Genomic DNA, 13,019 nt, shown 5'->3' with positions numbered 1-13,019 from the left:
TGTACTTCTTTGGCCTCTATACGCCAGAAACCCGGCTTATACTTGATGCATAAACCGGGTTTCTCGACAGGCTGAGGTGTGCCGCACTGCGGCACACCTTTTTACTTGCTTGGGGTAAACTCAGGCCACCACAAAGCCCAGGATCAGATAGGCGATGGCCGCCAGCACGCCGCAGGTCAGGGCGTAGGGCAGCTGGGTCTTCACATGGTCCAGATGGTCGGAGGCGGAGCCCATGGAGGACAGAATGGTGGTGTCGGACAGGGGGGAGCAGTGGTCGCCGAAGACGCCGCCGCCGGCCACCGCGGCGAACACCGCCACCACAGTGGAGGTGAGCTGGCCGTCGGTCATGGCAAAGGCCATGGGCAGGGCGATGGGCATACAGATGGCGAAGGTGCCCCAGGAAGAGCCGGTGGCAAAAGCCATGATGGCGGCCACCAGGAAGATCACCATGGGCAGCAGATGGGGGGTGAGGAAGCCCTGGGTGATGGAGATGATGTAATTGGCGGTGCCCATGGTCTGGGACAGGCCGTTGACGGAGTAGGCCAGGGCCAGCAGGATCACGGCGGGCAGAGCGCCCTTGATGCCGTCGGTCAGGGTGTTCATGACCTCCTTGAAGGGGATGCCCTGGATCATCATGCTGATGGTCATGAGGATCACCACCAGCAGGAAGGCCTCCATGGTCTTGGCGGAGTTGTAGGCGATGTAGGTGGAGATAGCCACGGTGATGATGATGAGCACAGGCAGCAGGAAGTTGAGGAACACACGGGGCTTGAAGCCGGGATAGGGCTCCATGCCGGTCAGCTCCTTGCCCACCAGGGGCTGGGCCCCGTCGGCCAGCACTTTGCCGGTCTCCATGGCCCGCTTCTCCGCCTTCTTCATGGGGCCGTAATCCTTCACGATGCCCGAGCCAATGAGGCCCACCAGAATGACGGCGAAGATGGGGTAGAAGTTGAAGGGGATGGCCTTCAGGAAGAGGGCGGAGGCGTCCTCCTGGGTGACGATGCACCCCACGCCCACCGCCAGGCCGCTGAGGTAGGCCGCCCAGCCGGTGATGGGCACCAGCACGCTGACGGGGGCGGAGGTGGAGTCGGCGATATAGGCCAGCTTTTCCCGGGAGATGCGGGCCTTGTCGGTGATGGACCGCATGGTGCAGCCCACAAATAGGGGGCTGAAGGAGTCGCTGAAGTAGACGAACATACCCAGCACCCAGGCCATGAGCTGGGCGCCCCGGCGGCTGAGCTTTTTATCGTGGACCCACTGGGAAAAGCCCTGAATGGCGCCGGTCTTCTGGAAATAGGCCACCAGAATACCGATAAAGGTGTTGAGCAGCATGACCCAGGAGAAGCTGGTGTTGCCCAGGTTTTCCTTCAGCAGGGTGGGGAAACCCAGCAGCAGAGTCTCCTGAATGGGGGTGCCCGAGACTATGCCCACCAGGGTGGTGCCGGTGAAGCAGGCGATGGCCAGGGCACAGATGGTGTTCTTCGTCGCAAAGGACAGAACAATGGCCAGGATGGCCGGAATCACGGAGATAAACCCCATGGTCTCCAAATCCATTGTTGTTCCTCTCTTTCTCTTGGGATAGCCGGCTTACAGCTTGACCTGCTCCAGAGGCAGGAAGTTGTCCGAGCGGGTGACGGTGGCGGGGGGCGCCGGGTCCAGCTTCTCTCCGGCAATGCCCAGAATGTCCTCGGGCCGCACCCAGGGACGGTTCTGGAGGGCGCTGGTCTCCTCGTGGGTCAGATAGCCCTGGTAGGCGGTGAGGCTGCGGCGGAGGAAGCCGTCCTGAACGCAGGCGGCAGCCACACCCTTGTTGAGGATGGCCCGGAAGTGGGGGATCACCGAGGCGGCGTAGGCGATGGAGGTGGAGTTGGCGATGGCGCCGGGGATGTTGCTGACGCAGTAGTGGACCACGCCCTCCTCGATGTAGCGGGGATTCTCGTGGGTGGTCTCGTGGAAGGACTCGATGGCGCCGTTGTCGTCGTTGGAGATATCCACAATGACGGAGCCCTTGCCCATCAGCTTGAGCATGGGACGGTCAATAAGGAAGTCGTCACACCCCTTGGGCCACTTGACGCAGTTGAGCACCATGTCAGTCTGGGGCAGCAGCTTGGCGATGTTCTCCTTGGTACACATCATGGTGTCGATGTGCTCGTTGTACTGCCGCTTCAGGGTGCGCAGGATACCGATATTGATGTCCATGACGGTGACCCGGGCCCCCAGGGCGTAGAGCACCGACAGGGCGGCCTGGCCCACGGTACCGCCGCCCAGGATGAGCACCTTCATGGCGGGGGAGCCGCCCAGGCCGCTGACAAACATGCCCTTGCCGCCGTTGATGGACAGCATGGACTCCAGGCCCATCAGCGCGCCCTGCTTACCGGCGGCCTCACAGTTGGGAGAGCCATAGCGGTGGCTGTCCTCAGCGGTGAAGGCGATACAGCCGCTGTCCAGAATGGCCTGCACCTCCTGGGGATGGGCGGCGGGGTGGATGCAGGTGAAGATGATCTGGCCCTTACGCAGCAGGGGGAACTCACAGGGCTCCAGCTCCTTGACCTTGGTAACAAAGTCGGCCTGGGCGTAGATCTCCTCCATGGTGTCCACCAGCTTGGCGCCGGCGGCCTCATATTCCTTGTCGGCAAAGCCGGCCTTCTCGCCGGCCCCGCGCTGGACCAGGGCGGTGTGCCCGTCGTTTACGATGGTGGTAATCTCCACCGGGGTGGCAATGGTGCGGTACTCACCATTCTTGATGTCTTTCAGCAGACCAAAAACCATGCTGATTTCCTCCTTTTCTTGTACGACGGACCGGGGCCCGCCGCCGCCCCGCCGCGCCGGAGGACGCGAGGGGTACTTTACCAATTTACCTAAAGGATTTTATACGCAAACCCCGGTTTTTGTCAATGGGCGAGAGAATATCCATTCAATTTTCTCCAAATTGACAAGAGACTTTTGTGGAAAACCTTAATACTTATTCAATATTTCGCATATTTATTCGATGTAAAAGTGTCAACCAGACAGTTTGAAAGAAGCAGGGGCTGTCTCAGCATGAAAAAATGCGCCGCGGCAGGCGCGGCGCATAGGGTTGCTGGAAGGCCTCCCGACAAGGAAGCCTCGCAGAGTTCCGCCGCCCGCAGGCGGCGGAATCAAATCAGCTCTTTGTCGAAAAAGGCCCACAGGCCTTTTTCGACAGTCTCACTGCTGGGGCAGGGAATCGTCCTCCTGAATCCAATCCTCCACCTGGACCACGGAGTAGTCGGTTTTGGTATCCCGGATGACCACCCGCTGGATACCGGCGTTGATGATGAGCCGCCGGCACATGGAGCAGGAGGTGGAGTGGGGGATAAGCTCCCCGGTGGCGGGGTTGACGCAGGCCATATACAGGGTGGCCCCGATGGCTTCGCTGCGGGCGGCGGAGATGATGGCGTTGGCCTCGGCGTGGACCGAGCGGCACAGCTCGTACCGCTCTCCCGAGGGGATGTTCAAAGCCTCCCGGGTGCAGTAGTTCAGATCCACGCAGTTTTGACGGCCCCGGGGAGCGCCGTTGTAGCCGGTGGCAATGATCTCGTCGCTTTTGACCAGGATGGCGCCGTAGCGGCGGCGCAGACAGGTGGAGCGTTCGGCCACGGTCTGGGCAATGTCCAGATAGTAATTTTCTTTGTCGATGCGGCCCATGGGGGACCCTCCTTTGCCGCTGGTAAACAGAGTGATACCGTCAGTATACCGGTTTTTTCCCGGGACCGCAAGGGGATACCGGAGTGCCAGGTCCATCGTTCATGAAATGTTTACGGTTGCGTTCTTGACGAAAAAAGCCGCAGGCGCTATCATAGGAGCATAAAAAGTGCATCCCATTCTACGTCAAAGGAGACGACCGTATCACATGCTCATGAATTTTTTCCGAAAATTGATGTATGGACGGTATGGCAGCGATCACCTCTCCTTTTTCCTGCTGATCCTGTATGTGGCGCTGATCTTATTGTCGGCCCTGCCGCATATGAACTGGCTGTCCTGGGTAGCCCTGGCGGTACTGCTCTGGGACCTGTTCCGCATGTTTTCCCGCCGAATAGACCGCCGTCGGGCGGAAAACGCCCGGTTTCTGGCTCTGGCGGGGCCGATGATCCGCTGGATCAAGATGCGGCGCACCATCCACCGGGACAAGGAGCACCGCTATTTCAAGTGCCCCAACTGCGGGCAGTACCTGCGGGTGCCCCGGGGGAAGGGGAAGATCACCGTCAACTGCCGCAACTGCGGCGCCAGCTTTGAAGAACGCAGTTGAAACCGGAACGGGCCTGTTGCAAAATGCTTTGCAACAGGCCCGTTTTTTGCCTGGGGCTTGCCTTTGGGGATCAAATAACGGTATACTGGCCCTGTAGACGCTCTCAGGACTCAAAGGCCTTCAGATATTCCGCCGCCGACCGGCTCATCTCACGGGAGAAGTCGGAGTTGTACTTCCGCTGGCAGAAGGCCCGCAGCCAGTCCTCATAGGGGCGCTGGCCCGCGTTGTCGGCCAGCATCCGTTCCAGCTCTCCGGCGTCCATGTGCCGGTAGCCGTTTTCGTGGACGATGTAGGGCAGGGCCCGGCGGCGGGGCTTTTCCCGGGCCTGCTGCTGGGCGGTGGGGTAGCCGAACACCACCATGGCGGCGGGCACCACATAGGAAGGCAGGTTCAGCAGCGCCCGGTGGGTCTCGCACTGCTCCAGAATGTCCCCGATGTAGCAAGAGCCGACGCCCAGGCTCCAGGCGGCGGTGACGGCGTTCTGGGCGGCGATATTGGCGTCGGAGCAGGCCAGCAGCAGATCCCCCACTCCCGGCTTCCGGGGCTGGCAGCCTCCGGCGGCAAAGGCGTCATACCATTTTTGGCAGTCGGCACAGAAGATGAGCACCAGCGGGGCCTGGGCGATAAAGGGCTGGTGGTCGCAGGTCTCCGCCAGGGTATCCTTCAGCCGCTGGTCGGTGATGTCCAGAATGGTATAGAGCTGCTGGTTGCCTGCGGTGGGGGCGGCACAGGCCGCCTCCAGAATGGCCCGTCTGTCCTCCGGGGCGATGGGCTTATCCAGATAGGCCCGCACCGACTTGCGGTCCCGGAGCTGATGGATCACGTCATTCATAGAAACAAACCTCCTGACAGGATGTGAAAAAGATGCGAGAAAAACAATACACCGTGGAGGAGCGGGATACACTGCTGCCCTTTCTCCTGGCCCACGTGGCGGGCAAGAGCCGCAACAGCGTTAAATCCCTGCTCACCCGGGGGCAGATCCAGGTGGACGGCAAGACCGTCACCCGCCACGACCACCCTCTGACGCCGGGCCAGACCGTGGCGGTGCTCCCCCAGGGGGCGGGGGACCATAAGGCTCCCTTTCCTATCCTCTATGAGGACGGGCGGCTGCTGGTCATCGAAAAGCCCGCCGGTCTGCTCAGCATGGCCAGCGACAAAGAAAAGGTACGCACCGCCTATCACATGGCCACCGACTATGTCCGCCGGGCCAATCCCCGCAACCGGATCTTCATCGTCCACCGGCTGGACCGGGATACCTCCGGTGTGCTTCTCTTTGCCAAAGACGAGGGGACCAAGCGGGCCTTTCAGGACAACTGGGACCAGCTGGTGGGCCGCCGGGGCTATCTGGCAGTGGTGGAGGGACGTCCCCCCAAAGATTCCGACACCATCCGCACCCTGCTGCGGGAGAACGCGGCCCACAAGGTGTACTCGGTGCGCTCCGGCGGCAAAGAGGCGGTGACCCATTATACCACCCTCAGCGCCGGAAAGAAATACGCCCTTCTGGAGATCGACCTGGACACCGGCCGGAAAAACCAGATCCGGGCCCACCTCAGCGAGCTGGGCTGCCCCGTGGCGGGGGACCGGGATTACGGCGCGGCCACCGACCCGCTGGGCCGGCTGTGCCTCCACGCCCACCAGCTGGTGCTCACCGATCCCTTCAGCGGAGAGGAGCGGGTCTTTCAGGCCGAGCCCCCAAAGGGGTTCCGGGCGCTCACCCGGTAAAAACCGCTCCATCCACGGAGCACTGTTATACTATCTCAGAAATACGATATAAGGGCGGGACCGGAAGGGTCCCGCCCTTATATCTAGGGAGGAAGTATAGGAAAAATAAGGGAAATTACAGCTTTACCACCCAGTTGTAGGGATCGGGCTGGGTGCCCCACTGGATGCCGGTGAGGGTGTCGTACAGCTTCTGGGCCAGGGGGCCGATCTTGCCGCCGTTGACCACCACGTGCTTGTCCTCCCACCCCATCTCGCCGATGGGGGAGATGACGGCGGCGGTACCGGTGCCCCATGCCTCTTTCAGCGTGCCGCTCTGGCCCGCCTCAAAGAGCTCCTGGGCCGTGATGAGCCGCTCCTCCACCTTCAGGCCCCAGCCCTTGAGCAGCTCAAGGCAGGACTTGCGGGTGATGCCGGGCAGCACGGAGCCGGTGAGCTGGGGGGTGACCACCGTGTCCCCGATCTGGAACATGACGTTCATGGAGCCCACCTCTTCGATGTACTTGCGGTGGACGCCGTCCAGCCACAGCACCTGGGCGTAGCCGTTCTGCTCGGCCCGCTCCCCGGCCCGGATGGAGGCGGCATAGTTGCCGCCGCATTTGGTATAGCCGGTGCCGCCCCGGACGGCCCGGACGTCCTCGTTCTCCACATAGATCTTCACCGGATTGATGCCCTCGGCGTAGTAGGCCCCCACAGGACAGGTGATGATGGCGAAGATATAGTTGTGGGCGGCGTGGACCCCCAGAGTGGGCGTGGTGGCAATGATGAAGGGACGGATGTACAGGGAAGTGCCGGGCGCATCGGGCACCCAGTCGGCCTCCAGTCGTACCAGCTGCTCAATGGCGGCCAGGGCGTCCCCTTCGTCCAGCGGGGGGATGCACATGCGCTCACAGGAGGCGTTGATGCGCTTGATGTTCTCGGTGGGACGGAAGAGTTGGACCCCGTCGTCGGGAGAGCGGTAGGCCTTCAGACCCTCAAAGACCTCCTGGGCATAGTGGAACACCATGGCGGAGGGTTCCAGGGAGATGGGGCCGTAAGGAACGATGCGCCCGTCGTGCCAGCCCTGGCCGGCGGTGTAGTCCATCAAAAACATATGGTCGGTAAAGGTCCTGCCGAATACCAGCGTGGCCGGGTCGGGCTTGGGCTTGAGCACCGAGGCGCGCTGAACGGGATATTCCTTCATGAGGATGGCCTCCTTGCGGTTTCGTTGTTTGTGTTCAGTATGACAGAGTAGTTGGAAAAAGAATGTAAACCGTGATACAATACCAAGAAAAGATACCGGCCGGTTTACCGCCGTTTCCTCTGCGGGGATATTGTACCACAGGGGAAGAACCGGGACAAGCGTACTTGTTTTTGTACCGTTCCTTTGATATAATAAAACGTCATCTTGTATTTGATCGCGTTTGGGAGGTCCCTATGCGGAAGAACAAATTATCCCATCTGGTGGAACCCAGTCTGCGGCTGTATTTTGTCTGCCTGGTCCTGTTTGCCGTGGCCACCGCCCTTTTCTCCATCCCCATGGCGGCGGCGGAACTGGCCGTGGTGGTGATCCTCTATCTCTATTTCCGCCGCAACAACGTTCTGCGGCAGAAGGAGATCCTCAAGTACATTGAAAACGTGACCTGCAACATGGACTCGGCCACCAAGGATACCATGGTCAACGCCCCATTGCCCATGGTGATTTTCCGGCCGGAAAATGACGAGGTCATCTGGTCCAACGACCGCTTTCTCCAGATCACCGGGGAGCGGGAGCATCTCTTTGACACCAAGATCACCGCGGCGGTGCCCGACTTCTCCTCCCGCTGGCTGATGGAGGGCAAGACCGAGTGCCCCACTGAGGTGCGGATCGACGACCGCCGGTTTTTGGTGTTCGGCCATCTGGTCCGCACCGAGGAGCAGGGGGCCCGGGGCTATCTGGCCACCACCTACTGGGTGGACGTCACCGACTTTGCCACCGTGCGGGATGAGTATTACGCAACCCGCCCCGTGGTGGCCATCCTGACGGTGGACAACTATGAGGAGCTGATGAAGGGGGCCAACGACAGCGCCAAGTCGGCCATGCGCAGTGAGATCGACGACCGGCTGGCCCAGTGGGTGGCTCCCGCTCAGGGGGTGTTCACCCGGTATGAGCGGGACCGCTACCTGTTCCTCTTTGAGGAGCGTTTTCTGGCCCAGTTCCAGGAGGGGAAGTTCTCCATCCTGGACACCGTGCGCCAGGTCACCAGCCCCTCCGGCATCCAGGCCACCCTGTCCATCGGCATCGGCCGGGATGGGGACAGTCTGGGGGACCTGTACCAGTACGCCGCGCTGTCGGTAGAGATGGCCCTGAGCCGGGGCGGCGATCAGGTGGTGGTCAAAAACAAATTCAACTTTGAGTTCTTCGGTGGGCGCACCAAGGAGCTGGAAAAGCGCACCAAGGTCAAGAGCCGGGTGATGGCCAACGCCCTGGGAGAGCTGATGGCCGACGCCTCCATGGTGTTTGTCATGGGCCACAAGTACCCCGACCTGGACTGCATTGGAGCCGCCTCCGGCGTGTGCGCCATGGCCCGGAAGAAGGGCACCGCCGTCCACATTGTTCGGGAGCCGGGTGCCAACCCAGCCGGTGAGATGAGCGACAAGCTCAGTCAGGTGCCCGAGTACAAGGACGTGTTCCTCTCCCCCCAGGACGCCATTCTGATGGCCGACTCCAACTGTCTGCTGGTGGTGGTGGATACCAACCGGCCGGAGCAGGTGGTGAGCCAGGACCTGCTGGAGGCCGTCCACAAGGTGGCGGTGATCGACCACCACCGCCGGGCCTCCTCCTATATCGCCGACGCCGCCCTCAACTTCCACGAGCCTTACGCCTCCTCCGCCAGCGAGCTGGTCACGGAGCTGCTGCAATACCTGCTGGAGCCCGCCGACCTGCTGAAGATCGAGGCGGAGGCCCTGCTGGCCGGTATCACCCTGGACACCAAGCAGTTCACCATGCGCACTGGCAGCCGCACCTTTGAGGCGGCGGCCTTCCTGCGGCGGAGCGGTGCCGACACCGGCGACGTCAAAAAGCTGTTCCAGAATGACCTGGAGGGCACCATTGCCAAGTATGACATCATCCAGACCGCCCGGATGTATAAAGAGGGCATCGCCGTGGCCCGGGTGGACCACACCGTGGGCCGCATTACTGCCGCCCAGGCCTCCGACGAGCTGCTGAATATCTCCGGCATCGACACCTCCTTTGTGCTCTTCCCCGACAACGAGGGGCGGGTCATCCTGTCCGCCCGCAGCATGGGGGATGTGAACGTACAGGTGGTGCTGGAAAAGTTGGGGGGCGGCGGCAACGCCGCCACCGCCGGGGCCCAGGTGCCCGGCAAGACGGTGGACGAGGTGGAAAAGCTGCTTTACCAGGCCATTGACCAGTATTTGGAAGATGAATAACCGGGAAGCGCGGAGACGCCCGGGAGCAGGGCAGTAGCGAACCGCGCAGACGAAAAAACAGGCGACGGGCAAAGCCCGGAGCGGCATTTTTCGCGGAGCGGTAAGCAACTGCCCGTCGCGGAGTGCGTGCAGCGTGACAACATTGAATCGTTAATCCAGAAAGGACGAATGACCATGAAAGTGATTTTACAGCAGGATGTGAAGGGCCAGGGCAAGAAGGGCCAGATGATCGAGGCCAGCGACGGCTACGCCCGCAACTTCCTCCTTCCCCGCAAGCTGGCGGTGCCCGCCACGGCGGAGAATATCAACACCATGAAGATGCAGGAGAAGGCCAAGGCCGCTCAGGAGGCCGCCGAGAAGGCGGAGGCCCAGGCCACCGCCGCCAAGCTGAAGGAGCTCTCCGTGAAGGTGACCGCCAAGGCGGGCAACGGCGGGCGGCTCTTCGGCGCGGTGACCACCAAGGAAATCGCCGACGCCCTCAGCGCCCAGCACGGCATCAGCATCCAGAAGACTAAGATCGTCCAGGACGAGCCCATCAAGGCCTTTGGCACCTATGAGCTGAAGGTGAAGCTGGGCTATGAGGTCACCGGCACCCTGAAGGTGGTCGTGGCCGAGGCCTGAACATATCTAGGGGGTATCCAATACCCCCTAGATACAAAACCGCCGCGCCGCTTTGCGGCACAACGGTTTTGATACCCCCGGTTTCGCGCCCCGTGGCGCGGGTCGAGGTGTTTTCCGGAGAAATGAATTCCCCGGAAAACAGATTATCAAACGTATACAGGGTAGGGGCAGATACCCATGCCGGCCTGTTTTGGGAGGTGACGTACATGGCAAGTGAAGAGGAACTGCTGCTGCGGCAGATGCCCCACAGTGTGGAGGCCGAGCAGAGCGTACTGGGCGCCATGCTCATCGACGCCCGGTGCGTGCCCGACGTCATCGAGGATTTGAAGCCCGAGGACTTTTACCTGCGGGCCAACCGGGAGATCTACGAGACCATTTACTCCATGTTCAATTTCTCCCTCACCATTGACCCGGTGACCGTTCTGGAGCACATGCGCCAGAACGGGGTGTACGATGAAAATACCTCCCGCAATTATATCCTCCAGCTTATGGAGGTCACCCCCACGGCGGCCAATGTGAAGGAATATGTGGCCATCGTCAAGGACAAGGCCCTGCTGCGTCGCATTGCTGAGACGGCGGGGGAGCTGACCGCCCTGGTGCAGGAGGGCACCGGCACCGGTCAGGAGGTGCTGGAGGCCGCCGAGCAGCGGATCTACGCCATCCGCCAGGGCCGGTCCTCTCAGGGGCTGACCCACATCTCCAGCGTCATTCTCAATGTGTACGAGCGGCTCAACGAGCTGGCCCTCAGCGATTCGGCGGTGCCCGGCCTGAGTACCGGCCTGCCCGATGTGGATATGGCCATCTCCGGCCTGAACAAGTCCGACCTGATCCTGCTGGCCGCCCGGCCCGGCATGGGCAAGACCTCCTTTGCGCTGAATATGCTGCTCCATGCCGGCAAATTTTCCGGCCGGACGGTGGTATTCTTCTCCCTGGAGATGAGCCGGGAGCAGCTGGCCATGCGCCTCATCTCCGGCGAAGCCTTTGTGGACAACAAAAAGCTGGTGACCGGCAAGCTGGGGGAGGAGGACTGGTCCAAGATCGCCGCCGCCTCCGCCTCCCTGAATCAGACCCAGATCCTCATTGACGACAACCCGGCCCTGTCGGTGGCCGACATGAACGCCAAGTGCCGCCGGGTGGATAATCTGGGGCTGGTGGTCATAGACTACCTCCAGCTCATGACCTCCGCCGGCGGGCCCCAGCGCAGCGGGGACAACCGCCAGCAGATCGTCTCCGATATCTCCCGGGCGCTGAAGATCATGGCCAAAGAGCTCAATGTGCCGGTGGTCTGCCTGTCCCAGCTCTCCCGTGGTCCAGAAAGCCGCCAGAACAAGCGGCCCATGCTGTCCGACCTGCGGGAATCGGGCGCCATCGAGCAGGACGCCGACATCGTCATGTTCCTCTACCGGGAGGACTATTATAATGAGGCCAGTGAAAACCACAACCTGGCCGAGTGTATCATCGCCAAGAACCGCCACGGCGAGACCGGTACAGTGGAATTACAGTGGCTGCCTGAGTACACCACGTTCTCGTCCATTGACCGGAGACATTCCGAATATTAAGAACGGTCCAGGGGGTATCCCATTTGTTTGTGGTGGCTGCGCCCATTCCCATCTGACCTGCCCCCGGCAGGTCAGACCCCTGGATACAAAACCGCCGCGTCGCTTTGCGGCACAGCGGTTTTGATACCCCCGGTTTCGCGCCCTGTGGCGCGGGTCGAGGTGTTTTTGGGAGAAATGAATTCCCCCAAAAACAGATTTCAAAGATATCCCCGTTGTTGCAGAGGAGAGTTTATGTTAGAGACTGTACGCGCTCTGACAACTGAATACGATATGCTGCCCCGTGGGGGGAAGGTGCTGTGCGCCCTCTCCGGCGGCTCGGACTCCATGTGCTTGCTCCACCTGCTGAGCGCCATGGCGGAGGAGGGGGGCTTTACCCTATGCGCTGCCCACTACAACCACCACCTGCGGGGGGCGGAGTCCGACGGGGACGCAGCCTTTGTGGCCCGGTGGTGTGAGGAGCACCATATTCCCTGTACTCTGGGGGAGGGAGACGTGGCGGCGGAGGCTGCAAAACGCAACCAGGGCCTGGAGGAGACCGCCCGGCAGCTGCGGTACGCCTTTCTGACGGAGACGGCGGAAGCCCTGGGCTGTAGCCGTATCGCCACCGCCCACAACGCCGACGACAACCTGGAGACTCTGTTGCTCCACCTGACCCGGGGGGCGGGCCTCCACGGATTGGCGGGCATCCCGCCCCGGCGGGGAGAGCTGGTGCGGCCGCTGCTCACCACCCCACGGGCGGACATCGAGGCCTATCTGGAGGCCCATCACATCCCCCATGTGGAGGACAGCACCAACACCGACACCAAATACGCCCGCAACAAGCTCCGCAGCCAGGTGATCCCGGTGCTGCGGGAGCTCAACCCCAAACTGACCCAGCGGTCGGCCGAGACCATGAGCTACCTGCGGGCGGATAACGATTACCTCAACGCTCAGGCTGCCATGGCCTGCCGCCATGCCCGGTGGGCGGAGGACGACCTGGTCATTGAAGCCCGGTACATTGCCGAGCTGCCCACCGCCATCGCGCCCCGGGCGGTCCGCCGCCTGCTGGAGATGACGGGGGACGGCAATACCGACTGTTCCGCCGCCCATCTGAAGGCGGTGGTGGATTTGGCGGTGGGCGAGGACCCCTCCGCGGTGGCCTTCCTGCCCAACGGGCGGCTGGCCCAGCGGGTCTATAAAGAATTGCTTATTACCACCCAGGGGGAGAGTCCCCCCTTTGCTCCCTGTCCCTTGCAGCTGGACGGGGAGACTGCCCCGGAGGGCACCGACTGGCGGTGCAGCTGCCGCCCGGTGACTTGTCCGCCGCCGGACCAGCGGCAGCCGGGAGCCTATTATCTGACCCGGGAGGCCCATGGGCCGCTGACCCTGCGGCCCCGGCAGACGGGGGATGAGCTGGCCCTGCCGGGCCGGGACACCAAGACCCTGAAAAAATGGATGATCGA

The 13,019-nt window shown here is 61.9% G+C and carries 11 protein-coding genes; 6 read left to right on the top strand and 5 right to left on the bottom strand.

Annotated elements, in window-relative coordinates; genetic code table 11:
• Positions 1–120: 120 nt before the first annotated feature.
• The 3 genes from Q0J75_RS11535 to Q0J75_RS11525 all read right to left on the bottom strand — a co-directional run bounded on the left by Q0J75_RS11535 (position 121) and on the right by Q0J75_RS11525 (position 3,666).
• Positions 121–1,554, bottom strand: a complete 1,434-nt coding sequence (locus Q0J75_RS11535) for a Na+/H+ antiporter NhaC family protein (protein ID WP_297201405.1) — start codon at positions 1,552–1,554, stop codon at positions 121–123.
• Between the two features lie 33 nt (positions 1,555–1,587).
• Complete coding sequence (locus Q0J75_RS11530; RefSeq protein WP_297201403.1) at positions 1,588–2,769, bottom strand: alanine dehydrogenase; 1,182 nt, start codon at positions 2,767–2,769, stop codon at positions 1,588–1,590.
• A gap of 417 nt (positions 2,770–3,186) precedes the next feature.
• Complete coding sequence (locus tag Q0J75_RS11525; RefSeq protein ID WP_297201401.1) at positions 3,187–3,666, bottom strand: deoxycytidylate deaminase; 480 nt, start codon at positions 3,664–3,666, stop codon at positions 3,187–3,189.
• A 205-nt stretch (positions 3,667–3,871) separates the two neighbouring features.
• Between Q0J75_RS11525 and Q0J75_RS11520 the strand changes: the two genes are divergently transcribed.
• A complete protein-coding gene (locus Q0J75_RS11520) occupies positions 3,872–4,267 on the top strand; it encodes a hypothetical protein (RefSeq protein WP_297201399.1) in 396 nt (131 codons plus the stop codon).
• A 103-nt stretch (positions 4,268–4,370) separates the two neighbouring features.
• Here Q0J75_RS11520 and Q0J75_RS11515 read toward each other — a convergent pair whose 3' ends face one another.
• The gene (locus tag Q0J75_RS11515) at positions 4,371–5,099 is read right to left on the bottom strand and encodes a nitroreductase family protein (protein ID WP_297201397.1); all 729 of its coding nucleotides are present in this window, start codon (positions 5,097–5,099) and stop codon (positions 4,371–4,373) included.
• A 32-nt stretch (positions 5,100–5,131) separates the two neighbouring features.
• Between Q0J75_RS11515 and Q0J75_RS11510 the strand changes: the two genes are divergently transcribed.
• A complete protein-coding gene (locus Q0J75_RS11510) occupies positions 5,132–5,989 on the top strand; it encodes an RluA family pseudouridine synthase (protein ID WP_297201394.1) in 858 nt (285 codons plus the stop codon).
• A 115-nt stretch (positions 5,990–6,104) separates the two neighbouring features.
• Here Q0J75_RS11510 and Q0J75_RS11505 read toward each other — a convergent pair whose 3' ends face one another.
• A complete protein-coding gene (locus tag Q0J75_RS11505; protein WP_297201391.1) occupies positions 6,105–7,169 on the bottom strand; it encodes a branched-chain amino acid aminotransferase in 1,065 nt (354 codons plus the stop codon).
• 233 nt (positions 7,170–7,402) lie between these two features.
• Between Q0J75_RS11505 and Q0J75_RS11500 the strand changes: the two genes are divergently transcribed.
• The 4 genes from Q0J75_RS11500 to tilS all read left to right on the top strand — a co-directional run.
• Complete coding sequence (locus Q0J75_RS11500) at positions 7,403–9,397, top strand: DHH family phosphoesterase (RefSeq protein ID WP_297201389.1); 1,995 nt, start codon at positions 7,403–7,405, stop codon at positions 9,395–9,397.
• 174 nt (positions 9,398–9,571) lie between these two features.
• Entirely contained in the window at positions 9,572–10,018 is a 447-nt protein-coding gene (rplI, locus tag Q0J75_RS11495) for a 50S ribosomal protein L9 (protein WP_297201386.1), read from the top strand.
• Between the two features lie 206 nt (positions 10,019–10,224).
• A complete protein-coding gene (gene dnaB / locus Q0J75_RS11490) occupies positions 10,225–11,577 on the top strand; it encodes a replicative DNA helicase (RefSeq protein ID WP_297201383.1) in 1,353 nt (450 codons plus the stop codon).
• A 231-nt stretch (positions 11,578–11,808) separates the two neighbouring features.
• A partial coding sequence (gene tilS / locus Q0J75_RS11485) for a tRNA lysidine(34) synthetase TilS (RefSeq protein WP_297201380.1) occupies positions 11,809–13,019 on the top strand: 1,211 nt, incomplete at its 3' end.

This window comes from uncultured Flavonifractor sp. (genome assembly GCF_944385615.1).
In the GTDB taxonomy this organism is placed as follows: Bacteria; Bacillota; Clostridia; order Oscillospirales; family Oscillospiraceae; genus Flavonifractor.
The sequence above is the reverse complement of the archived record's forward strand: the minus strand, read 5'-3'. Positions and strand labels throughout refer to the sequence as shown.

Excerpts from the sequence above, each read along its gene's own strand:
- Q0J75_RS11500 (WP_297201389.1), top strand. The coding sequence starts at position 7,403 with ATGCGGAAGAACAAATTATCCCATCTGGTGGAACCCAGTCTGCGGCTG.
- Q0J75_RS11530 (WP_297201403.1), bottom strand. The coding sequence starts at position 2,769 with ATGGTTTTTGGTCTGCTGAAAGACATCAAGAATGGTGAGTACCGCACC.
- dnaB (WP_297201383.1), top strand. The coding sequence starts at position 10,225 with ATGGCAAGTGAAGAGGAACTGCTGCTGCGGCAGATGCCCCACAGTGTG.
- Q0J75_RS11515 (WP_297201397.1), bottom strand. The coding sequence starts at position 5,099 with ATGAATGACGTGATCCATCAGCTCCGGGACCGCAAGTCGGTGCGGGCC.
- Q0J75_RS11505 (WP_297201391.1), bottom strand. The coding sequence starts at position 7,169 with ATGAAGGAATATCCCGTTCAGCGCGCCTCGGTGCTCAAGCCCAAGCCC.
- rplI (WP_297201386.1), top strand. The coding sequence starts at position 9,572 with ATGAAAGTGATTTTACAGCAGGATGTGAAGGGCCAGGGCAAGAAGGGC.
- Q0J75_RS11520 (WP_297201399.1), top strand. The coding sequence starts at position 3,872 with ATGCTCATGAATTTTTTCCGAAAATTGATGTATGGACGGTATGGCAGC.
- Q0J75_RS11510 (WP_297201394.1), top strand. The coding sequence starts at position 5,132 with ATGCGAGAAAAACAATACACCGTGGAGGAGCGGGATACACTGCTGCCC.
- Q0J75_RS11525 (WP_297201401.1), bottom strand. The coding sequence starts at position 3,666 with ATGGGCCGCATCGACAAAGAAAATTACTATCTGGACATTGCCCAGACC.
- Q0J75_RS11535 (WP_297201405.1), bottom strand. The coding sequence starts at position 1,554 with ATGGATTTGGAGACCATGGGGTTTATCTCCGTGATTCCGGCCATCCTG.